The 20525-nt window shown below is 68.7% G+C and carries 23 protein-coding genes; 8 read left to right on the forward strand and 15 right to left on the reverse strand.

Features of this window, described 5'->3' with window-relative positions:
- Positions 1–34 precede the first annotated feature (34 nt).
- From AC07U4_RS17690 to AC07U4_RS17710, 5 genes are read right to left on the reverse strand one after another with little or no spacing between them, the layout of a single operon-like run.
- Complete coding sequence (locus tag AC07U4_RS17690) at positions 35–1447, reverse strand: hypothetical protein (protein WP_495196313.1); 1413 nt, start codon at positions 1445–1447, stop codon at positions 35–37.
- The gene (lpdA, locus tag AC07U4_RS17695; RefSeq protein WP_038662236.1) at positions 1425–2819 is read right to left on the reverse strand and encodes a dihydrolipoyl dehydrogenase; all 1395 of its coding nucleotides are present in this window, start codon (positions 2817–2819) and stop codon (positions 1425–1427) included. Before lpdA ends, AC07U4_RS17690 begins: the two co-directional genes overlap by 23 nt.
- Positions 2820–2830: 11 nt before the next feature.
- On the reverse strand, positions 2831–3217 hold the full coding sequence (locus tag AC07U4_RS17700; protein ID WP_495196377.1) for an acyl-CoA thioesterase: 387 nt from the start codon (positions 3215–3217) through the stop codon (positions 2831–2833).
- Positions 3218–3255: 38 nt separating this feature from the next.
- Positions 3256–3471: a hypothetical protein gene (locus AC07U4_RS17705; RefSeq protein ID WP_245640693.1), complete on the reverse strand. Its 216-nt coding sequence runs from the start codon at positions 3469–3471 to the stop codon at positions 3256–3258.
- Between the two features lie 7 nt (positions 3472–3478).
- Positions 3479–4837: a pyruvate dehydrogenase complex dihydrolipoamide acetyltransferase gene (locus tag AC07U4_RS17710; RefSeq protein WP_495196314.1), complete on the reverse strand. Its 1359-nt coding sequence runs from the start codon at positions 4835–4837 to the stop codon at positions 3479–3481.
- Positions 4838–4948: 111 nt separating this feature from the next.
- Between AC07U4_RS17710 and AC07U4_RS17715 the strand changes: the two genes are divergently transcribed.
- Positions 4949–5404, forward strand: a complete 456-nt coding sequence (locus AC07U4_RS17715; RefSeq protein WP_038667032.1) for a universal stress protein — start codon at positions 4949–4951, stop codon at positions 5402–5404.
- A gap of 59 nt (positions 5405–5463) precedes the next feature.
- Entirely contained in the window at positions 5464–6750 is a 1287-nt protein-coding gene (locus AC07U4_RS17720; protein ID WP_495196315.1) for a M20/M25/M40 family metallo-hydrolase, read from the forward strand.
- 284 nt (positions 6751–7034) lie between these two features.
- Here the strand turns inward: AC07U4_RS17720 and AC07U4_RS17725 are convergent, their stop codons facing one another.
- The 4 genes from AC07U4_RS17725 to AC07U4_RS17740 all read right to left on the reverse strand — a co-directional run bounded on the left by AC07U4_RS17725 (position 7035) and on the right by AC07U4_RS17740 (position 11562).
- Positions 7035–7916, reverse strand: a complete 882-nt coding sequence (locus AC07U4_RS17725) for a D-alanyl-D-alanine carboxypeptidase family protein (protein ID WP_137897938.1) — start codon at positions 7914–7916, stop codon at positions 7035–7037.
- A gap of 10 nt (positions 7917–7926) precedes the next feature.
- Positions 7927–8286, reverse strand: a complete 360-nt coding sequence (locus AC07U4_RS17730; RefSeq protein ID WP_249340556.1) for a hypothetical protein — start codon at positions 8284–8286, stop codon at positions 7927–7929.
- Between the two features lie 11 nt (positions 8287–8297).
- Complete coding sequence (locus tag AC07U4_RS17735) at positions 8298–9764, reverse strand: L,D-transpeptidase family protein (RefSeq protein ID WP_495196316.1); 1467 nt, start codon at positions 9762–9764, stop codon at positions 8298–8300.
- Positions 9765–10068: 304 nt separating this feature from the next.
- A complete protein-coding gene (locus AC07U4_RS17740) occupies positions 10069–11562 on the reverse strand; it encodes a replicative DNA helicase (protein WP_052075808.1) in 1494 nt (497 codons plus the stop codon).
- Positions 11563–11642: 80 nt separating this feature from the next.
- Here AC07U4_RS17740 and AC07U4_RS17745 point away from each other — a divergent pair, with 80 nt between their 5' ends.
- From AC07U4_RS17745 to AC07U4_RS17755, 3 genes are read left to right on the forward strand one after another with little or no spacing between them, the layout of a single operon-like run.
- Positions 11643–12125 carry a UPF0262 family protein gene (locus AC07U4_RS17745; protein WP_038662250.1) on the forward strand — a complete coding sequence of 161 codons (483 nt, stop codon included), beginning with the start codon at positions 11643–11645 and terminating at the stop codon, positions 12123–12125.
- A complete protein-coding gene (locus AC07U4_RS17750; RefSeq protein WP_495196317.1) occupies positions 12125–12802 on the forward strand; it encodes a GH25 family lysozyme in 678 nt (225 codons plus the stop codon). The genes AC07U4_RS17745 and AC07U4_RS17750 overlap by 1 nt, the downstream gene beginning before the upstream one ends.
- Positions 12799–13260 carry a cytidine deaminase gene (locus AC07U4_RS17755; protein WP_038662257.1) on the forward strand — a complete coding sequence of 154 codons (462 nt, stop codon included), beginning with the start codon at positions 12799–12801 and terminating at the stop codon, positions 13258–13260. Before AC07U4_RS17750 ends, AC07U4_RS17755 begins: the two co-directional genes overlap by 4 nt.
- Positions 13261–13538: 278 nt before the next feature.
- Here AC07U4_RS17755 and AC07U4_RS17760 read toward each other — a convergent pair whose 3' ends face one another.
- From AC07U4_RS17760 to AC07U4_RS17775, 4 genes are all read right to left on the reverse strand, one after another.
- Complete coding sequence (locus AC07U4_RS17760) at positions 13539–14609, reverse strand: RcnB family protein (protein ID WP_495196318.1); 1071 nt, start codon at positions 14607–14609, stop codon at positions 13539–13541.
- A 116-nt stretch (positions 14610–14725) separates the two neighbouring features.
- The gene (locus tag AC07U4_RS17765; protein ID WP_038662263.1) at positions 14726–15208 is read right to left on the reverse strand and encodes a GAF domain-containing protein; all 483 of its coding nucleotides are present in this window, start codon (positions 15206–15208) and stop codon (positions 14726–14728) included.
- Between the two features lie 170 nt (positions 15209–15378).
- Positions 15379–15804: an alternative ribosome rescue aminoacyl-tRNA hydrolase ArfB gene (arfB, locus tag AC07U4_RS17770; RefSeq protein WP_495196319.1), complete on the reverse strand. Its 426-nt coding sequence runs from the start codon at positions 15802–15804 to the stop codon at positions 15379–15381.
- Between the two features lie 11 nt (positions 15805–15815).
- A complete protein-coding gene (locus AC07U4_RS17775; RefSeq protein WP_495196320.1) occupies positions 15816–16484 on the reverse strand; it encodes an RluA family pseudouridine synthase in 669 nt (222 codons plus the stop codon).
- A 46-nt stretch (positions 16485–16530) separates the two neighbouring features.
- Between AC07U4_RS17775 and AC07U4_RS17780 the strand changes: the two genes are divergently transcribed.
- The 3 genes from AC07U4_RS17780 to AC07U4_RS17790 all read left to right on the forward strand — a co-directional run bounded on the left by AC07U4_RS17780 (position 16531) and on the right by AC07U4_RS17790 (position 19526).
- Positions 16531–17295 (forward strand): M15 family metallopeptidase, encoded by a 765-nt coding sequence (locus AC07U4_RS17780; RefSeq protein ID WP_495196321.1) that lies wholly within the window; start codon positions 16531–16533, stop codon positions 17293–17295.
- Between the two features lie 16 nt (positions 17296–17311).
- Positions 17312–17497, forward strand: a complete 186-nt coding sequence (locus tag AC07U4_RS17785; protein ID WP_038662272.1) for a hypothetical protein — start codon at positions 17312–17314, stop codon at positions 17495–17497.
- A 349-nt stretch (positions 17498–17846) separates the two neighbouring features.
- Positions 17847–19526 carry a hypothetical protein gene (locus AC07U4_RS17790; RefSeq protein ID WP_495196322.1) on the forward strand — a complete coding sequence of 560 codons (1680 nt, stop codon included), beginning with the start codon at positions 17847–17849 and terminating at the stop codon, positions 19524–19526.
- A gap of 626 nt (positions 19527–20152) precedes the next feature.
- Here the strand turns inward: AC07U4_RS17790 and AC07U4_RS17795 are convergent.
- Positions 20153–20299 carry a hypothetical protein gene (locus AC07U4_RS17795; protein WP_495196323.1) on the reverse strand — a complete coding sequence of 49 codons (147 nt, stop codon included), beginning with the start codon at positions 20297–20299 and terminating at the stop codon, positions 20153–20155.
- On the reverse strand, positions 20287–20523 hold the full coding sequence (locus AC07U4_RS17800) for a hypothetical protein (protein WP_495196324.1): 237 nt from the start codon (positions 20521–20523) through the stop codon (positions 20287–20289). Before AC07U4_RS17800 ends, AC07U4_RS17795 begins: the two co-directional genes overlap by 13 nt.
- Positions 20524–20525 lie beyond the last annotated feature (2 nt).

Below are 20525 nucleotides of genomic sequence, written 5' to 3' on the forward strand. Positions count from 1 at the left end.
CAACGTCGTGGTGCGGTCAAGGGTTGCGGACGGGTCAGCCGAGCATCCCGGCATAGGTCTGCGGCGCCTCCGGCAGCACCACGCGAGCGACGACGCCGACCAGCAGCACCGCGACCAGCAGCAGCGTGACCGCGCGCGGCCAGCGCCGCGGCCCGAGCAGCAGCCAGCCGATCGCCGTCGCGGTCAGCGTCCACAGATGGTAGCGCAGGTCCGAGGCGATGCTGATCACCGCGAAACTCGCCTCCATCGTCAGCGCCGAGGTAAACAAGGCGATCGCCAGCGTATCGTCACCGCGTCCGCGCAGCGCGCAGCACAGGCCGGCGATCGCCACCACCACCCAGACGACCGGCCAGCCCAGTGGCGTTTCCATCAGCCAAGCGCCGAGCGACTGCCAGCCTTTCGCGAGCGCACCGGGCTCACCGAAACCGAGCGTATTGGGCTCGCTCGCGCGCAGCGGCGCGCTGCCGAGCCAGTGACGCGGCACCCACAATCGCTCGGTCGAGTTGAGATGCGCCAGCCGGTGTTCCTCATAAGCGATGGGATGGCGCAGGATCATGCCGGCGAGACGGACGTAGAGCGTTCCCGCCGGCTCGGCGCGCAACGGCGCGACCAGCGTCTCGCAGCGCCGCGGCTCGCCGAGCGGGTCCCAGAAATAGGGGCGGACGCAGTGTCTGGCACGGATCGCGGCGAGCGTCGCGGCGGGCAGGCCGACGGTGGTGTCGCCCGTCGCCACGCCGATGCCGGTGAGATCGTAGAGCGCCTGCGTCTGCTCGACGCCGCTGCGCTGCGCGCCCAGCAGTCCGTGGTTGATCGGCGAGGACAGACCGATCGCTGCGGCGATGCCGAGCAGCGCCACGCCGGCCCGCGCGATCCCGCGCGGCCAGGGCGACAGCATCACGATCAGCGGCACCACCGCGAAGGGCGCGTTGGCGCGCACCAGCATCGCATAACCGCACAGCAACGCCGCCACCGCGAGGGCCGGGCCGGGCAGCGGCCGGTTGCGCAGCCGCCACCAGCCGAGGATCCCGGTCGCCGCCAGCAGCGCCGCCGACATCTGCAGATCCTTGAGCACGACGCCTTGCCAGCCGAGCAGCGGCGGCCAGCAACCGACCGCCAGCACCGCCCACGCCGCGCCGCGCCGCCCGCACGCGGCGAGCGCCGCGGCGAACGATCCCAAACCCATCCAGTAAGCGGCGAGTTGCAGCGCGAGCATCGGCGCCGGGCCGTGATCGCCGAACAGCGACCAGAGCCGCGCCATGATCGGCGGGTGCCAATCGTCATACCGCCCGCTCGTCGCCTGCGCATATTGGGCGAGGCTGTCATAGGCGACATAGCCCGGCCAGAAGAGTGCGAGCGAGGCGGCGAACAGCAAAGCCGCCGCGACGCCCATCGTGCGGGCGGCGCGGCGGTCGGCGGGTATGATCCTAGAAGTGAAGCGCGCGACCATAAGCGCCGAGCACGCTCTCGTGCATCATCTCGCTGAGCGTCGGATGCGCGAACACCGTCTCCATCAGCTCGTGCTCGGTCGTTTCGAGCTGACGCGCGATGACATAGCCCTGGATCAGCTCGGTCACTTCCGCGCCGATCATGTGCGCGCCGAGCAATTCGCCGGTCTTGGCGTCGAACACCGTCTTGACGAAGCCCTCCGCCTCGCCGAGCGCGATCGCCTTGCCGTTGCCGATGAACGGGAATTTGCCGACCTTCACCTCGTGACCGGCTTCCTTGGCCTTGGCCTCGGTGAAGCCGACGCTGGCGACCTGCGGGCGCGAATAGGTGCAGCCGGGGATGTTCCACGTCTCGAACGGATGCGGATCCTGCCCGGCGATCTTCTCGATGCAGACGATGCCCTCGTGGCTCGCCTTGTGCGCCAGCCACGGTGCGCCGGTGACGTCGCCGATCGCGTAGATGCCCTCGACGTTGGTGCGGCCGAAGCCGTCGACCTTGATATGACCGCGCTCGGTCTCGACGCCCAGCGCTTCCAGCCCGATGTTCTCGGTGTTCGGCACGATGCCGATCGCGACGATCGCATGGCTGAACTCGGTCTCGGTGACCTTGCCGTCGGCACCCTTGATCGCCGCGGTGACGCCGTTGGCGCCGCTTTCGAGCTTTTCGAGCCCCGATTTGGTGAGGATCTTGATCCCCTGTTTGGTCAGCGCCTTGGTCATGAACTCGCTGACCTCGGCATCCTCGACCGGCAGGATCCGGTCGAGCATCTCGACGATCGTCACGTCGGCGCCCATGTCGTTGTAGAAGCTGGCGAACTCGACGCCGATCGCGCCCGAGCCGATGACCAGCAGCTTGGTCGGCATGACCTCGGGCACCATCGCGTGGCGATAGGTCCAGATGCGCTTGCCGTCGGCCTTGGCGAACGGCAAGTCGCGCGCGCGCGCGCCGGTGGCGACCATGATGTGCTTGGCTTCGAGGTCGAGCGTCTTGTCGCCCTGCTTGACCTGCAACTTACCCTTGCCGGTCAGCGCGCCGACGCCCTCGAACACCTGGACCTTGTTCTTCTTCATCAGACCCTTGACGCCGGCGTTGAGCTGGCCGGCGACCTTGCGGCTGCGATCGACGATCTTGCCGAGGTCGAAGCCGACATTGTCCGCCTTGAGGCCGTAGGAATCGGCATGGGTCATGTAATGATAGACTTCCGACGTGCGCAGCAGCGCCTTGGTCGGGATACAGCCCCAGTTGAGGCAGATGCCGCCCAGCCGCTCGCGCTCGACGATGCCGACCTTGAGGCCGAGCTGGCTCGCCCGGATCGCCGCGACATAGCCGCCCGGACCCGAACCGAGGATGAGGAGGTCGAAGGTATCAGCCACGTTGGAAGTCCTTACCGGGGAGGTTCATGGATGTGATCGGGGATATGATCGGGGATATGATCGGGCAGCGGCGCGACGCGGCGCGGCGCCCGGTTCTCGTCGGTGGCGACGAACACGAAGCGTGCCTGCGTCACCTTGGTGGAATCCTCGAGGTGGCGGGCGCGACGCCACGCCTCGACCTCGATCGTCATCGACGTGTTGCCGACCGCGACCAGCCGCGCATAGACCGACACCTCGTCGCCGACGAGCACCGGCGCATGGAATTTCATCGCGTCGCAGGCGATCGTCACCGCGCGGCCACCGGCATGACGCGACGCCACCGAGCCGGCGGCAAGATCCATCTGGCCCATCAGCCAGCCGCCGAAGATGTCGCCATAAGGATTGGCGTCGCCCGGCATCGCCGTGACGCGGATCGTCGGGGAACCCTGGGGCAAGGTCACACACGCCTCCTGTCGATCGCGCGGGCGCGACGCAGCGGACCGATGCTCATCAGCACCGCCGCCGCCATCGCCCCCGCGCCACACCACCAGATCGTCTCATAGCCGAGCGGATAGGCCCAGGCCGCCGCCCACGTCATCGCCGCGGCGGCGACCAGTCCGGCGGCGAGATGGAGCAACTCGATCGCCGTGCGGGAGGTGGGCGTCCGCGCCACGATCGCCTCAGGCAAGCATGCCGAGCGGACGCTCGACCAGCTCCTTGAACGCCTTCATCAGCTCGGCACCGTCGGCACCGTCGATCGCGCGATGGTCGAAGCTGCCGGTCGCCGACATCACCGTCGCCACCGCCAGCTCGCCATTGACGATATAGGGCCGCTTCTCGCCCGCACCGATCGCCATGATCATGCCCTGCGGCGGATTGATCACCGCCTCGAACTGCTTGATCCCGAACATGCCCATGTTGCTGATCGACGCGGTACCGCCCTGGAATTCCTCGGGCTTCAGCTTGTTGTCCTTGGCGCGTGCGGCAAGGTCCTTCACCTCGGTCGAGATCGCCGACAGGCTCTTGGTGTCGGCGCCGACGACGATCGGCGTGATCAGGCCCGACGGCGTCGACACCGCGACCGAGATGTCGGCGCGCTTGAAGCTGATGAGCTGGTCGGGCGTGAACATCACGTTGCACTTGGGCACCGCGATCAACGCGGCGGCGAGCGCCTTGATCAGCAGGTCGTTGACCGACAATTTGACGCCGCGGCTTTCCAGCGAGGCGTTGAGCTCGCCGCGCAGCTTGAGCAGCGCGTCGAGCTGGATATCCACCGTCAGATAGATGTGCGGCACGGTCTGCTTCGACTCGGTGAGGCGCCGCGCGATCGTCTTGCGGATGTTGCTGAGCTTGGTCGCCTCGTGCGGGATGTCCGGCACGACCGCGGGCTTCGCTGCGGGCGCAGGTGCGGCGGCAGCGGCGGGCGCCGCGTCGCGCGTCGCGGCGGCGGGCGCTGCGGCACCGGGCTTGGCGCTCTCGACGTCGGCCTTGACGATGCGGCCGTTGGGGCCGGAGCCGGTCACGCCCGACAATTCGATGCCCTTCTCGGCGGCGATGCGGCGTGCGAGCGGGCTCGCCTTGACGCGTCCGCCCGATGCGGGGGCAGCGGCCTTGGGCGCCTCGCCGGTATCGGCGGGCTTGCCGTGATCCTCGGCTTGCGTGATCGTGCGGTCGGCGGGCTCGGCCTCGCTGCCGGTCTTGTTGGGGTCGGCCGGGTTCGGCTTGGCTTCCGATTCCTTCGCTGCGGGGGCGGGCGTGTCGCTCTTGGTCGGGGCGGACACCGATGCGGCATCCTCGCCCTCTTCGGCGAGGATCGCGATCACCGCGCCGACCTTCACATTGTCCGTGCCCTCGGCGATCAGGATCTTGGCGATCACGCCTTCGTCCACCGCCTCGAATTCCATCGTCGCCTTGTCGGTTTCGATTTCGGCCATGATGTCGCCGGACTTGACGCTATCGCCTTCCTTGACGAGCCACTTGGCGAGCGTGCCCTCTTCCATCGTCGGCGACAGCGCGGGCATCTTGATCTCGATCGACATGCAGGTCCTCTTGCCTGGGGAGCAGGTGGCTCCCTTCGCGCTCCTGACGCGGGGGGTCAAGTCTTGCGCGCCGCTCGCCCACGCGGCACGAAGCGGAAAAGGGGCGAAATGATGCGTATCTATCTCGTGGTGGTCGATGACAGCCCGGAAGCGGAGATCGCGCTGCGCTTCGCCGCGCGCCGCGCGGTGAAGACCGGCGGCGGCGTCGAGATCCTCACCCTGCTGCCGCCGCAGGAGTTCATCGCCTTCGGCGGCGTCCAGGCGACGATCGAGGAAGAGGCGATGCAGCACGCCGAAGGACTGGTCGCGGCCGCCGCGGGCACGTTGGTCGAGGAATCGGGGCTGCGCCCGGCGATCACCGTGCGCCAGGGCGACGGCCCGAAGATCATCCGCGAGATGATCGCCGCCAATCCCGACATCGCCGCGCTGGTGCTCGGCGCCGCGCCGGCGGGGGCGCCGGGGAAGCTGGTCAGCCATTTCGCCGGGTCTGATGCCGGCGCGCTGCCGGTGCCGGTGATGATCATCCCGGGCTCGCTCAGCCGCGAGGCGATCGACCGGCTGAGTTGATCGTCGTCGCAAGGGCTTGAGGGGGTTGAGCGCCACGTCGCGGCGCGTCACACTGCCTGATGATCATCGCCCCGCTCCTCGCCGCCGCCGCGGTCGCCGCCACGCCTTTGCCCTCCCCCAGCCCCGCGCGGCTCAAGGCCAGCGTCAGCGCGCTCGTCGGCTTCGGCACCCGCCACACCTTGTCCACCACCACCGATCCCAAGCGCGGCATCGGCGCGGCGCGCAACTGGGCGGCGCAGCAGTTCGAAGCGATCGGCCGCGACTGCGGCGGCTGCATCAAGGTCGAGCGGATCAGCCGGCGCTTCACCGGCCCGCGCGCACCGGACGGCGTGATCGTCGAGGACGTGCTCGGCCTCCAGCCGGGCCGCGACCCCAACCGCGTAGTGATCATCGGCGGCCATATCGACAGCCGCGTCACCGACGTGATGGACGCGACCAGCGACGCCCCCGGCGCCAACGACGATGCCTCGGGCGTCGCGCTCGTGCTGGAAACCGCCCGCCTGCTGTCGAAGCGTAAATTCGACGCGACGATCGTCTACGTCGCCTTCTCCGCCGAGGAACAGGGATTGTGGGGCGCCGAACTGCTCGCCGACACCGCCGCGACGCGCGGCTGGCAGGTCAGCGCGATGCTCAACAACGATATCGTCGGCAACAGCATCGGCCAAAGCGGCGTCCGCGACGCGAACCGGGTGCGCGTCTTCTCGGAAGGCATACGCGCGTCCGAAGACCTGCCGCAGCAGCAGCGCCGCCGCGGCGAAGGCGGCGAGGACGATGGCCCCAGCCGCGCGCTCGCCAAGACGATCGACGGCATCGCCGATGCGATCCCTGGCGGCTTCGACGTGGTTATCGACCGCCGCCCGGACCGATTCGGCCGCGGCGGCGACCACGAACCCTTCCTCAAGCGCGGCTATCCGGCGGTGCGCTTCTCCGTCGGCGCGGAAAACTGGGACGCGCAGCATCAGGACCTGCGTACCGAAAAGGGCATCGTCTACGGCGACACGATCGACCGGATGGACTTCGCCTATCTGGCGAAGGTCACCGCGATCAACGCCGCGACCCTCGCGCGCCTCGCCGCCGCCCCCGCCGCGCCGGCGAGCGTCGGGCTGGTCGGCGACCTCTCGCGCGACACGCAGGTGAGCTGGGCGCCGGTGCCGGGCGCGGTCGGCTACCGCATCCGCTGGCGCGCGAACGATACCGCCGCCTGGGCGAAATCGAAGGACGTGACCGGGACGAACGCGACGATGCCGCAACTGCCGGTGGACGACACGTTCTTCGCAGTGTCGTCGCTCGGCGCGGACGGCAGCGAGAGCCTGCCGACCTTCGGCGGCCGCGCGCCGCGACGGTAAGGCCTCTCTCTCGTCATCCCCGGCGAAAGCCGGGATGACGAGAAAGAGCTATCGCACCGGGACGTTCGTGCGGGCCTGCCGTCTTTCAAGACCACCCCGTCACCCCGGACTTGTTCCGGGGTCCACCCGGCGGCGAGGAGAAAGGCTTGATTCGACACATTCCCTCGCGGACCGGTGGACCCCGGAACAAGTCCGGGGTGACGGATTCCATGAGGAGACCGATCGGCCATCATAATCGCAGCCATATGCGATTGTCGTGCGTGACGGAGGGGACGATGCCGCCCTTACCGACCCTTGCTCAGCCATTCCTCCAGCGTATCCGGCCGCTCGCCGCGCTCCGGCGCGCGCTCCGGTTCGGCGAACCCTTCGGTCAGCATCTGCGCAACGCGGCGGTCGCGCAGCGCCACCGAGCGCTCGCCGATCACCACCGCGATCAGCCGCCGGCCGCCGCGCTTGGCCGAGGCTGCCAGCGCGAACCCCGCCTCGGCGGTATAGCCGGTCTTGATCCCGTCGGCGCCGGGATAGGCGCCGAGCAGGTGATTGTGGTTCTGCACGCGCCGCCCCGCCCAGCTGAACGATCGCGTGCCGAAGGCGGCATAGCGGCCGGGATGGTCGCGCAGCAGCGCCATCGACAGCCGCGCGATGTCCTGCGCCGTCGTCAGATTGGCGCCGGGCAGCCCGGTCGCATTGGTGAACGACGTATCCTGCAGCCCCAGCGCCCGCGCCTTCTGCGTCATCATCCGCGCGAACCGGTCCTCGGTGCCGCCGATCCGCTCGGCGAGCGCCACCGCGACATCGTTGGCGGAGATCACCGCGACCGCGCGGATCGCCTCCTCTACCGTCATCGACGCGCCCGGCCGCATGCCGACCTTCGACGGCTGCATCGCCGCGGCATAGCGCGAGAAGCGCACCGCATCGCCCGGCCGCAGCGTCCCCGCATCGAGCGCGTCGAAGGTCAGGAACAAGGTCATCATCTTGGTCAGCGACGCCGGCCGGCGGACGATGCCGGCATTCTCCGCGAACAGCACGGTGCCGTCGCGCGCATCGACGAGGATCGCCGACACCGGCCGCGTCACCGCCGCCGCCGGCACCGCCGCGGCGAGGCCGCCCAATAAGACCAGGGCGCCGCACCAGCCATGGACCGTGCGGCGCGTCACCATCGTCATGCCGCGTCCCTTATTGCGGAGCCTGGTCGTTCGGGACTGCGGTCTCGTCGCGCGCCGGCACCTCGTCGCGCGTCACCCGCGCGGTCATGCCGGTCGCATCGGCGTCGTCGAGCACCTGCGCGTCGGGCTTGATCGGCGCCTCGGGCGGCGGCTCGATCGCCGCGGCGGCATTGGCGTCCGGCGTCGGCTCGGGGATCGCGCTGGGCGTCTCGACCGGCGCGATATCGTCGGTCGCATTGGTCATCGGCTGGTCGAGGCCGAGCGCATTGTCGTCCATCGGCCCCTCCGGCTCGGAGCGCGAGCAGGCGCTCACCGCCAGCAGCCCGGCGGCCAGCGCCGCCACCGTCATCGTCCTGGTACGAAAGCTCATCGTTTCCCTCGTCATCGTGCCGCAAGTGCCTGACGCGCCGAGCGCGCCTCGATCTTCGCCGCCAGCGTCCCGTCCCAGCCATAGGGATCGTCGCGGAAATTCATCTGGCCGCTGCCGCTGGCGAACGCGGTCCAGTAGAGCAGATAGACCGATACCGGCTTGGTCAGCCGCGCGCGTACCGTATCGCCCTTCGCCACCGCCGCGTCGATCGCCTCCGGCGTCCACGCCGGATCGCCCTTCAGCAGCAGTTGCGCGAGGTCGGCGGGCTTCTCCAGCCGCACGCAGCCGTGGCTGGCGAGCCGGCTGAAGCTGGCGAACTTGGCACGCGACGGCGTATCGTGGAGATAGACCGAAAAGGCGTTGTCGAAGTCGAACTTGAACCGCCCAAGCGCGCTCTGGTCACCGGCCACCTGTTGCAGGCGGGTGCCGTCGATCACGCGGAAGCCGTTGCGCTTGAAATAGCCCGGATCGCGCTTCTGCTTGGGCCACAGTTCCTTGGTGGCGATCGAGGTCGGCACGTTCCACGGCGGGTTGATGACGATGCTGTGGATCGTCGAGGACAGCATCGGCGTCTCGTCGCCCGGCCGGCCGGTGACCGCACGCATCGACATCACCGGCGCGTCGCCGTCGAACACGGTCAGCACCGCTGCGGCGATGTTCACCTGGATGCGATCCTTGGGCAGGTCCTGCGGCAGCCAGCGCCAGCGCTCCATATTGGCCATGATCTGCCGCACCCGCGCCGCGGTCGGCACGTTCAGCGCGGCGAGCGTCTGCGTCGAGACGGTGCCGGTCGGGTTGAGGCCGTAGCGGCGCTGCGCGCGGCGCACCGCCTCGACCAGTTCGGCGTCGAACGTCGATCCGCTGGTCGCGACGTCCTTGTCCTCGACCGCGAGTCGCTGGCGCAGCGCGACGACGCGCGCGCCGGTGGCGCCGAAGCCGAGATCGGGGCCGCCCGCCAGCGTCGGCCAACCCCCTGCCGCGGCGATGCCGCGATAACGGTCGAGCCCGAGCTTCAGCCCGTCATAGCCGGCGTAAGGCGGCGGCAGCGCCGCGAACCAGGCGGCGATCCGGTCGCGCTTCACCGCGTCGGCGAAGCCGGGCAGCGGGTCGAACACCGGCGGGCGCAGCCCCCAGTCGCGCTGGAAATCCGTTTCGGCGAGCCGCCCGGCATGGACCGCACGGGCATGATCCAGCGCCTCGCGGACCAGCGCATCGCGCGCCTCGGCGGTTGCCGTCGGCGGCGGCACCAGCGCCAGCCCCTGCGCCATCGTATCCTTGCCGAGCAGCTTGGCGAGCTGCGTCGCCTGCGCCTCGGTCAGTTGCGGCAGCGGCACCGTCGGCATCACCACCGGCGGCACGACTTGGACCGCCGGCGCCGGCACCGGCACCACCGGCGCCGGTGGCGTCACCTGTGCGGAAACCGGCACCACCGGCAGGAGCATCGCGGCCATCATCACCGCCGCAGTCGTTCGTCTCATCATATTCCCCCGGGCAAACGCCCTCGTGGAGTCCGTGGCACCGTGCACCTCGCTCTAGGCTGAACGGGATGGCGCTGACTACGGCAACCGCCTGATTATTTACGATATGGTTGTCGGGATCGTAACCGTCCGCGTCGACGCAGCGCGCCAGCGCCGAGCCCACAAAACCCGTCACCCCGGACTTGTTCCGGGGTCCACCCGTCCGCCAGAGCAGCGTTCGAGCCTCAAGCCGTGCTCCTCGCCGCACGGTGGACCCCGGAACAAGTCCGGGGTGACGGGGAGAATGGGGCCAGTATACGCCCGATCAATAGCCCGCGTAGTCGCTGAACTTGGTGATCGTCGGGTCGAATTTCAGCACCACCTTGCCGGTCGAGCCGTGGCGCTGCTTGGCGACGATCAGCTCGGCGAGGCCATAGACGCGCTCCATGTCGCTCGCCCATTTGGCGTGATCCTCGAACACCTTGGCCTCGTCGCCCTCCATCGGCCGCTTCGGCTCGCGCTGCCCCGTGTAATAATCCTCGCGGAACACGAACCAGACCATGTCGGCGTCCTGCTCGATCGACCCCGATTCGCGAAGGTCGGACAGCATCGGCCGCTTGTCCTCGCGGCTTTCGACCGCACGGCTGAGCTGCGACAGCGCCAGCACCGGCACGTTCATGTCCTTGGCCAGCGTCTTCAACCCGCGCGAGATTTCGGAGATCTCCTGCACGCGATTCTCCTTGCCGCCCTTGCCGCCGCTGGTCAGCAGCTGGAGATAGTCGACGACGACGAGGCCGATCTCGTTGTTGTGGCGCCGCTGGAGACGCCGCACGCGGGTGTGCAGCGCGCTGATGCTGAGGCCGCCGGTATCGTCGATGAACAGCGGCAGCGTCTCCAGCTCCGCCGCGGCGGCGGCGAGCTGGCCGAACTCGGCCTTGCTGATCTTGCCCATGCGCAGCGATTCGGAGCTGATCCCCGACTGCTCGGCGAGGATACGCGTCGCGAGCTGGTCGGCGCTCATTTCGAGGCTGAAGAAGACGACCTTGGCGCCGACCGATTCGCTCGGCGGGATGCCGTCGGCCATGTCGCGCATCCAGCGCCGCGCCGCGTTGAACGCGATATTGGTGGCGAGCGAGGTTTTGCCCATGCCCGGACGGCCGGCGAGGATCATCAAGTCGGAATGGTGCATGCCGCCGATCTTGGCGTTGACGCTGTCGAGCCCCGTCGTGACGCCAGACAGGTGACCACCCGAATTGAGCGCGCGCTCGGCCATCTTGACCGCCATCGTCGTCGCCTGCGCGAAGGTCTTGGTGGCATTCTCCGCGCCGCCGTCGCCGGCGACCTTGTACAGTTCTTCCTCAGCCAGCTCGATCTGCGCGCGCGGATTGACCTCTTCGGACGTGTCCATCGCCCGCTCGACGAGCGTGCGGCCGACGCTGACCAAAGCGCGCAGCATGGCCAGATCGTAGATCTGCGTCGCGAACTGGCGCGCGCCGATCAGCCCGGCGCCCGAGCCGGTCAGGCTGGCGAGATAGGACGGCCCGCCCAGCTCGCGCATCCCCTCGTCCGCCTCGAACATCGGCCGCAGCGTCACCGGCGTCGCGAGCATGTCGTTGACGCGCAGCGTCTTGATCGCCGCGAAGATGCGGCCGTGGACGGGTTCGTAGAAATGCGCCGGTTCGAGCCGGTCGAGCAGGTCGTCGGCGAGCCGGTTGTCGATCATCATCGCGCCGAGCATCGCGGCTTCGGCTTCGACGTTGCGGGGCAGCTGGAGCGGTTCGGCGGGAGTCGCCGGAATCGGGAATGCGAGTGTGGCCATGACGCCGATCATACCCCCGCGCGGCCCCGCCGGACAAACTCGTAATTGTCGTAATCGGCATCGCCCACTATCGGACGACGATGGCCGACCCGCGGATCATCGACGTGACGCTCGACGAGCACAGCATCGGCTGGCGCTCGGCCGACGTCGAGCAGGAGCGGCGGATCGCGATCTTCGACCTGCTGGAGGGCAATCATTTCGCGCCCCAGCGCGTCCATGCCGACGGCTATGCCGGCCCCTATCGCATCACGCTCGAATCGGCGGAGGGACGGCTCGGCATCCACATCCACCGCGAGGATCGCAGCCATCTCGAGACGCTGGTGCTGGCGCTCGGCCGCTTCCGCCGGTCGATCAAGGACTATTTCGCGATTTGCGATAGCTATTACCAGGCGATACGGGCCTCCACCCCGCAACAGATCGAGACCGTCGATATGGCCCGCCGCGCCGTCCACAACGAAGCCGCCGAAACGCTGCGCGAGCGGCTCGCCGGCAAGATCGACGTCGATTTCGACACCGCCCGCCGCCTGTTCACGCTGATCTGCGTGCTGCACCTGCGCGGCTGATGGCATCCTTCCTTCTCAAGGCAGCCGGCGCGCTCGTCGCGGCCGGGGCGATCGGCATCGGCGGCTGGAGCTTCGCGACCGGCTGGCATCCCGCCGCCAGCCAATATCCGCTGCAGGGCCTCGACCTGCCCGAAAATCCCGGCGCGATCGAATGGGGCACGGTGCGCGCGCGTGGTGCCGACTTCGCCTATCTGGTCGCCACCTCCGGCAAGGACCGCCGCGATCCGGGGTTCGAGGCGAACTGGTCCGCGGTGCCCGAGGCGGGGCTGCGCCGCGGTGCGGTGCACCTCTATTCGCTGTGCCAGCCGGGCGCCGACCAGGCGAATGCGTTCAACGCCTTCGTGCCGCGCACCGCCGACGCCTTGCCCGCCGCAGTCGACGTCGACTATCGCGCCGACTGTACCGCCCGGCCCGAACGCGCCGACCTCGTCCGCGAGCTGCGCACCTTCATCACGATGGTCGAGGCGCACACCCGCAAGCCGATGCTGCTGCGCCTCAGCAAGCCCGTCGAGTCGGACTATACGATCTCGGCGGCGATCGAGCGCCCGGTCTGGGCGACCGCCAATCTCTTTCCCCCCGCTTATGCCGCGCGTGCGTGGCGGATGTGGCGCGCGAGCGACATCCGCCGCATCGACGGCATCGAAGGCCCCGTGAACTGGGACGTCGTCGCACCATGACCCAAGACCCCATCGAAACCCCTGCCCGCCTCATCGCCGCCGCGCGCGAGGCGGCGCGTCACGCCCACGCGCCATATTCGCGCTTCGCGGTCGGCGCGGCGCTCCTGATGACCGACGGCAGCCTGATTACCGGCGCCAATGTCGAGAATGCCAGCTACGGCCTGTCGCTCTGCGCCGAGACGGTGGCGATCGCCACCGCCAGCGCCGCCGGCCGGCTGCGCGAGGTCGTCGCGGTCGGGGTGATCGGCGGCGCGATGGATGCGGACGGCCGCGCCACCGGCACCGCCCCGGTCAGCCCCTGCGGGCGGTGCCGCCAGGTGCTCAACGAAGCGGCGCAGCTTGGCGGCCGCGATCTCGCGGTCCATTGCGGCGGGGCCGAAGGCGACGCGATCGCCAGCTACCGATTGTCGGAGTTGCTCCCGCACGCCTTCGGCCCGGCGGATCTTGGGATCGGCTAAGGCTCGACGAAGGCTGGGTCTCGTTGGGTGGAGGTTACATGACGACGTACAACTACCTTCCCGACACGACCCTGACTTCGTGCAACGTCCGCAAAAAGACTATTAGTGCTCCCGCGCAGGCGGGAGCCCAGGAGTCACGCGCAAACATTCGGTGTCTTGCCTGACCCTGGGTTCCCGCCTTCGCGGGAACACTGGAGGGGGGACGCCCTTCGCCGGGGTAAATCGGGATGCTCACGAAGGCCCAAGTATCCCGTCCGGTCAGCCGGCAGCCCGCACCATCACCGGCAGTTGCATTTCGGCGCCGGCCGCCACACCCGCCGCGTCTTGGTCCGCACCGCCGGACGCCGCGTATAGGTCACCGCATCCTCATAGGTTTCGGTGGTCGTCGTCGTCACCACCGGTGCGCTCTGCACCACGACGGTGGTCGAGGATGCGCCCGGATAATAATAGCCGCCGCGATAATAGCCGCCGCTGCCGCTCGACGTCGTCACCGTCGTCGTCCCGTCGGCCGAACGCCAGGCCTCCCCGCCCGGCGCGTAGCCGACCGGCGGGGGCGGCGGCGCGCGATCCGGTGCGACCGGCACGTCATAGTCGCGGCGATAGGCCGGCGGCGGCGGCGGCTCGCGCCGATCCTCGGCACGATCGATCGCATAGCCCGCGGCGGCGCCGACGCCGGCACCGATCACCGTCCCGCCGAGGCGGTTGCTGCGGCCGGCGATCACATTGCCCGCGACCCCGCCAGCGGCCGCGCCGACCACGGCGCCACCCAGACCATCGTCGCGCCGCGCATAGCTGCGCGGCTCGTAGCTCCGGTCGTCATAGCCGCGATCGTCGTAGCCGCGATCGTCCGGCGCATAGCCGTCGCCGCCATAACCGTCCCAATCGATGCCATCACGCGTGTCGAACACCGATCCGCGCGCGTCGATCAGCACCGCATCGTCGTAATAGCGCACCCAATTGTAACCCGGCATCGGCCGGCTCAGGCCATAGCCCTGCCAGTCGGTGACGTAGAAGCGCGGGGCGACCCAGTAACGCGGCAAGGCATAGCCGCGGTACGGCCGGCGATAGGCGCTCCAGCCGCCGGGCGCGTTGGCGCCGCCCCACCAGCGACCACCGACCTTGCTGCCCCAGCGCGATTGACCCGCGGGGGCGGCGACCGGCCGACGGTAGCCGCCGCGCGGCGCCTGCCACGACTGGATGGTCTTCGGCGGCGCCACGCCGACGACCGGCGCGGGATAGCCGGCCCCCGCGCGCTGGCCATCGGGACCATGTGCGATCACCCGCTGCGCATCCGCACCGTCGGCGGCACCCAGCACCAGGCCGGCCGTCGCAATCCACCACGTCCGCATCGTCTTCTCCCTGCTGCCCGTACGCCGCCCCCGACGCCGACGGTTAACGTCACATTAGCAATCAGCCTATCATTTCACCCCCGGAGTCGCCAGACCGCCGGCAGTCCCGTTTCGGATCAAAGGGTTCGGCTCGCCAACAACGCCGCGAGCGCCTCGCAGCCGGCGGCATCCTCGGCATCGAAGCGCGCGGCTTCCGGACTGTCGAGATCGAGCACGCCGACCAGCATTCCGTCTCGGACGATCGGCACCACCAGCTCCGACCGGCTCGCCGCGTCGCAGGCGATGTGACCGGGAAAGGCATGGACGTCCTCGACCAATTGCGTCGTCCGCGTCGCCGCCGCGGTGCCGCAAACGCCCTTGCCGAGCGCGATGCGGATGCACGCCGCCTTGCCCTGGAACGGCCCCAGCACGAGCTCATCGCCGACCAGCCGATAGAAACCCGCCCAGTTGAGGTCCGGCAGATATTGCCAGATCAGTGCCGAGGCATTGGCCATATTGGCGATGGCATCGGGCTCGTCCGCGGTCAGCGCATCGAGCGCCGACAGCAGATCGCGATACAGATCGGCCTTCGAGCCGGCGGAGATGTCGAACTGATACATGCCGCGCGATGTAGGGGCGATACGGTGCAACGCATATAGGCGTCCTGTCGGTACCGCGCTTTCCAAGCCTTCTCCGTCACCCCGGACTGGTTCCGGGGTGACGTACCTGATGAGGAAGCCGATCGATCCTCACCGGTCACCAACATGCGAAAACGACGGAGGACCTGCCCCTACTCCACCCGCACCCGCCCCCGCCCAGCCTTCACGGAGCTGCGCCCCTTCTTCTCGTCGACCCGCCGCGCCTTCGCCGATTTGCTCGGCTTGGTCGGCCGGCGCTTCTTCGGCACGATCGTCGCTTCCTGGATCAGCGCGATCAGTCGCTCGCGCACCTCGCGCCGGTTCATTTCCTGCGAGCGGTTGCTCTCGCCGCGCAGCGTCAGCACGCCATCCTTGCTCAGCCGCGATCCCGCCAGCACACTCATCCGCTGCTTGACCAGATCGGGCAGATTGGGCGAGCCCCAGACGTCGAAGCGCAGCAGCACCGCGCTGTCGGTGGTGTTGACGTGCTGCCCGCCCGGTCCCGACGACCGCGTGAAGCTCTCCTCCACCTCGCGCTCGTCGATCGCGATCGATCGCGTCACCTGGATCAGCGGCACGGCGCGTACGCCTAGTCCGCCGGTGCCGCCGACACGATCCCCGGCCAGACGCCGAACCGCTCGGGCAGCGGCGCCTCGGCGACGATCGGGTCCTTGTTGGCGCGTGGCACGGTCAGCGCCGCCGCATGCAGCATCATGCCGCCCGGCTCGCCGGCGCCATAGACGGGATCGCCGACCACCGGCAGGCCGAGCCCGCTCGCGGCGTGGACGCGGATCTGGTGCGTCCGCCCGGTCGTCGGCCGGAACTCGACCAGCGCGCGGCCGTCACGCGTGGCGAGCAGCCGCCAGGCGGTGCGCGACGCCTTGCCCTTGGGGTCCTCGACGATCCGCCAGCCCTCTTCACGCGTACTCGTCTTGCCCAGCGGCATCTCAATCACGCCCTCGCTTGCCTCCGGCACGCCGGCGAGGATCGCGAGATAGCGTTTCTCCACCTCGCCGCGCTCGAACGCCTGCTGGAAGCGCGCCTGCGCCTTGGGATTGCGCGACAGCAGCAGGCAGCCGCTGGTGTCGCGGTCGAGCCGGTGCACCGCGGTGGGCCAGCGCTGGAAGCCGAACTTCAGCGAATCGAGATGATTCTCCAGACTGAGGGAGCCGTCGCGCGGTTTGTCGACCGGCAAGCCCGCGGGCTTGTCGATGACCAGAGCCTCGCCGTCGATGAACAATACGCGGTCGCCATGCATGAGAAACGCCTTGCCACTCCCTGCCCGTCCGCGCCAGAGGCGCGCGATGCGTCGCGCCGCTCTTCTGCTCGCCACCATGGCCCTCGCCGCCCCCGCGACCGCGCAGGTCTGTGCCGGCGCTTCGGCGAGCATGGCGCGCGACGGCCGCGTCTACGGCCATCTTCCCTATGGCGACGCGCCGCCCGACGAACTGGTGGCCGCGCCGGCGGGCTTCGCGCTCAACGGCTGCATGGTCCGCCGCGACATGATCCCCGATCTCGAACGGCTGCTCGCCGCGGCGCAGGGCGATCCGGCGGTGATGGGCCAGCTTCGCGCGCTCTCCTGCCACCGCTCGATCATCCGTCAGGCGAGCGTCTTCTGCCGCGAACATCCCGATGCGGGCGGCGATCCCGACGCGACCCGCGCGATTTCCGTCGCGCCGCCCGGCCACAGCGAACATTCGACCGGCTATGCGCTCGATTTCGCGGTCCGCCCGGCGAACGGCTGCCCCGATGCCGAGGCGTGCATGGCGGCGACGCCGGCGGCGCGCTGGCTGGTCGCCAATGCGCCGCGCTTCGGCTTCGAAATGTCGTTCCCCGGCGGCAACAAGCAGAATGTGAAGTGGGAGCCGTGGCATTGGCGCTGGGTCGGCACCAGCGCGACCGCGCCGGGCGCCGCCCGCGCGCGCTTCATCTTCGCCAAGGCACGCGCGCAATTTCCCGCCAACCCCGCGGTCGATGGCGCACGGACCATCGCCAGGGTGCTGCCGATCGTGTATGTCGCGCTACCGGTCTGGCCCGCGCCCGAGCCGAAGAAGAAGCGTCGCCGCTGACGCACGAGGAGGGTCCATGTTCGTCGACTTCCGCGACCAACCACCCCCACCCCGTTGGGAACCCAAGCCGCCGCCGCGCCGCCTGACCCCGCGGCAACGCAAGACGATGGAGGTCGTCGTCGGCGTCAACATCGTGCTGCTGCTGATCGCGCCGCTCGGCGGTGCCACCATCCTGCAAGCGATCGGCGCGCTGCTGCGCTGACCGCGCTATGGACCAGTGCCCGCCCCTTCCGAACGGGAGGGCTAGCGCATATGGCTGCGGTGATGAGGCTCGACCTGTGTCCTTATGGGATTCGTCACCCCGGACTCGTTCCGGGGTCCACCGGGCCGCGAGAGAACGGCGTCGAATCAAGCCTTTCTCCCCGCCGCGGGGTGGACCCCGGAACAAGTCCGGGGTGACGGAGTGGGCTTGGAAGTTGGCGCGCTTCATATGCGATAGCCCTGCTTCCGAGCGGGAGGGCAAGGCTTGATGCCCAGACGGCCATGCCGATCGCCGACACGTCCCCATCCCATATTGGCTCCATGACCGACCCCACCACCTACTCCTCCGGGTGGCCGATCACGCGACCTTAACCACGCCCGGAATACCCCGGATCGTCATGGGCCGGATAAGTCTCATTGCGGCAGACGCAGCTCCGGGCACGGCGGCAAAAGCATGGCGGCGGCCAGCGAACCCGGTGATCGCGGGGTTTGCAGGCGTCGTGCTGATGATGGTGGTCGGCTGGCTGTCGGGGCAGGACTATAATTGGGACCTGCTAAATTATCACTTCGCATCGCCGGCATTGCTGTTGAGTGGGCGCTACGACGTCAATGTCGCGCCGTCGGGGCTGCAATCATGGTTTAACCCGATCGGCTATGTTCCCGCCTTTCTGGCGATAACGTCCTTGCCCCCGTGGCTGGCGTCAGCCGCGCTGGCGGCGGCGAGCGGGCTGAACGCGCCGTTGATCTATCTCATTGCCGACGCCGTCGCTGGAGATCTGCCGCGCGAGGCTCGGGTGCGGTCGAGCTATGCCTGCGTTGCGATCGGGATGAGCGGCGCGATCATGTTCGGCGAGGCGGGAACGACCTTCCTCGATTCGACGCTCAGCATCGCCGCTCTGGGCGCGATCTACGCGGTGATCGTCGCCATGCGGTCCCCCGATCTCGCTAAAGCCCAGCATTGCGTCGCCGTTGCCGGAATCTTGATGGGCGCGGCGTGCGGGTTGAAGCTGACGAACGTGCCGTTGGCGATCGGCCTCGCTGGGGCCGTGACAGCCTGCGCGCTCTTTCGCAGGCTGTCACCGGCGGCGGTCGTCGCTTTGACGATCGGGGGCGCAGCCGGATTTGCGCTGACCGGGGGATGGTGGGCGTGGCGGATGTGGACGATGTTCGGCAATCCGGTGTTCCCGATCTTCAATCAATTGTTCCGGTCCCCGTTCGCGCCTGCCTCGCCGGTGATCGACACGACGTTCCTGCCGCGGGACTGGTCCGGGATCGTCACCTATCCCTGGCATTGGCTGATCGGCGACAGGACGCCGGGGACCGAAGTGCCGCTGGTCGATCGACGTTACCCCATCGGCCTGTCCGCTGCCATATTGGTCGCGATTGGCTGCATCGTGCGCCGCGATGGTCGGGACGGGCGGTCCAGCGCCGCGCTGCTGGTCGCGACGTTTGCCTTGGCCACCTATCTCGTGTGGCTATTCGCCTTCGCCATCCTGCGCTATCTCGTGACGATCGAGTTGCTGAGCGGCGTGCTGGTCCTCGCAGCGCTCCGAATGTTGCCGCCGGTGCGTGATCGCTGGACGCCGCGCGTGATGATCGTTGCGGCGGTCCTGCTGTCGATGACGACGCATCACGCGGGATGGGGGCGGGCACCGTTTACCGCGGACTGGTTCGGCGCGCGGGGAATGAGGGCGCTTCATCGCACGGGAACGGTCTATGTTCTGCCGGGTGATACGCCGCTCGGATTCCTGATCCATGCCTTTCCCGACGACGCGCGCTTCGTGCGGGTGGGCGGGACGTTTCCGCTGACACGTGGCGATTTGCTGGGTGCGCGGGCGCTGAGCATGATCCGGGCGGCCCCCTTCGTGCGATCGCTGGCGGAAGCGCCGACCGACGCAGCGGGGATCGCAACGCTCGGCAGGTTCGGGTTGGCGATCCGACCGGGCACATGCCGCCCCATCCAAACAAAGACGGGACGCGTGGAAAGTTGCGAGCTTGCGCTTTCTGGCCCGGCAGGACGGTTAAATTAAAAGCACGCCTCGGCTCAGAACTCGGCTGGCTCATCCTCCGTGTCCGGCCACACTATCTGCGTCGGACCGGGTGACGGCGGCTATTGCAACGCCAGTGGCGGCAACGAGCGATATGGGGTCTGATCGACGATAGGAGACGCCCCGCCGTCCGTAGTGACACAAGCTGGCGGGGCGCCGGGCCGAATTGCCTTGGCGATCGCAATACCGTTATATGGTTAAGACCCGCCTAACGCATGTTTGGCGCCCTGCACGGAGCCCGCGTGAGCAGGAACCCCGCTGGCAATCACTGCATCGGGAACCGCAATGAAGCGGCGGGAACAAGACACCTCACCCCTACGCGAGAACGGACCACGGACCCCGAAGCCTATTGTCGGATATACCGGAAGTACCACATTTAGGTGCTCAGCCCCGCTAAAGTCGCGGTTATCTGGACGTTGCATCACCATTACGATCAGGCCAAAAAAGATGCCGAACAATCACCCGCTAAGCACGCAATGCAATTTCGATGCTACGCTGATCGTAAGTTGTGCCGACGGCTTTCGACGTCGCGCAGCCGAGCCGTCATGCGCAGATCACTGCTCATCTAGCAGTCACCGACACTCCCCCATCCCATACTCCCGCCAGTACTAGTCCCACCGCACGGCAGCCCCGGCAGCGATGACGGCGCACGACAGCGACCGGCCGTCCGGCAGCGTGCAGCGCGCGACGATGCGGCTGTAGCTCTTGCCCTGTGGCTGGCAGGTCAGGCGCTTGCCGAGCGTCAGCCGCGACACGATGCTCTGAGCGTGCGCCGCGGCGCGATCATCGCAGGTACAGGCGTTGCGGCGCGCATCAGGCGGCGACGGAGTCCGGCGCTTTCGAAGTCCGGCGCCTGAATACCGGCCACGCGCTCCTTTTCGACCGATCGGCACCATAGGGGGCCGTCGCCGTCATGGACACGGATCACGTCGCGGGTGAATGCCGGCAGCTTGGCGGCGGCCAACATCATGGCGATCATTG

Source organism: Sphingomonas sp. GW821-FHT02B09 (genome assembly GCF_059421875.1).

Bases quoted from the DNA above. Each gene is read 5' to 3' on its own strand.
- AC07U4_RS17725 (WP_137897938.1), bottom strand. From the start codon at position 7,916: ATGACGATGGTGACGCGCCGCACGGTCCATGGCTGGTGCGGCGCCCTG.
- AC07U4_RS17755 (WP_038662257.1), top strand. From the start codon at position 12,799: ATGACCCAAGACCCCATCGAAACCCCTGCCCGCCTCATCGCCGCCGCG.
- AC07U4_RS17800 (WP_495196324.1), bottom strand. From the start codon at position 20,523: ATGATCGCCATGATGTTGGCCGCCGCCAAGCTGCCGGCATTCACCCGC.
- AC07U4_RS17735 (WP_495196316.1), bottom strand. From the start codon at position 9,764: ATGAGACGAACGACTGCGGCGGTGATGATGGCCGCGATGCTCCTGCCG.
- AC07U4_RS17710 (WP_495196314.1), bottom strand. From the start codon at position 4,837: ATGTCGATCGAGATCAAGATGCCCGCGCTGTCGCCGACGATGGAAGAG.
- AC07U4_RS17750 (WP_495196317.1), top strand. From the start codon at position 12,125: ATGGCATCCTTCCTTCTCAAGGCAGCCGGCGCGCTCGTCGCGGCCGGG.
- AC07U4_RS17765 (WP_038662263.1), bottom strand. From the start codon at position 15,208: ATGTATCAGTTCGACATCTCCGCCGGCTCGAAGGCCGATCTGTATCGC.
- AC07U4_RS17720 (WP_495196315.1), top strand. From the start codon at position 5,464: ATGATCATCGCCCCGCTCCTCGCCGCCGCCGCGGTCGCCGCCACGCCT.
- AC07U4_RS17775 (WP_495196320.1), bottom strand. From the start codon at position 16,484: ATGCATGGCGACCGCGTATTGTTCATCGACGGCGAGGCTCTGGTCATC.
- AC07U4_RS17780 (WP_495196321.1), top strand. From the start codon at position 16,531: ATGCGTCGCGCCGCTCTTCTGCTCGCCACCATGGCCCTCGCCGCCCCC.
- AC07U4_RS17690 (WP_495196313.1), bottom strand. From the start codon at position 1,447: ATGGTCGCGCGCTTCACTTCTAGGATCATACCCGCCGACCGCCGCGCC.
- AC07U4_RS17700 (WP_495196377.1), bottom strand. From the start codon at position 3,217: ATGCCGGGCGACGCCAATCCTTATGGCGACATCTTCGGCGGCTGGCTG.
- AC07U4_RS17730 (WP_249340556.1), bottom strand. From the start codon at position 8,286: ATGAGCTTTCGTACCAGGACGATGACGGTGGCGGCGCTGGCCGCCGGG.
- AC07U4_RS17785 (WP_038662272.1), top strand. From the start codon at position 17,312: ATGTTCGTCGACTTCCGCGACCAACCACCCCCACCCCGTTGGGAACCC.
- AC07U4_RS17760 (WP_495196318.1), bottom strand. From the start codon at position 14,609: ATGCGGACGTGGTGGATTGCGACGGCCGGCCTGGTGCTGGGTGCCGCC.
- AC07U4_RS17745 (WP_038662250.1), top strand. From the start codon at position 11,643: ATGGCCGACCCGCGGATCATCGACGTGACGCTCGACGAGCACAGCATC.
- AC07U4_RS17715 (WP_038667032.1), top strand. From the start codon at position 4,949: ATGCGTATCTATCTCGTGGTGGTCGATGACAGCCCGGAAGCGGAGATC.
- AC07U4_RS17740 (WP_052075808.1), bottom strand. From the start codon at position 11,562: ATGGCCACACTCGCATTCCCGATTCCGGCGACTCCCGCCGAACCGCTC.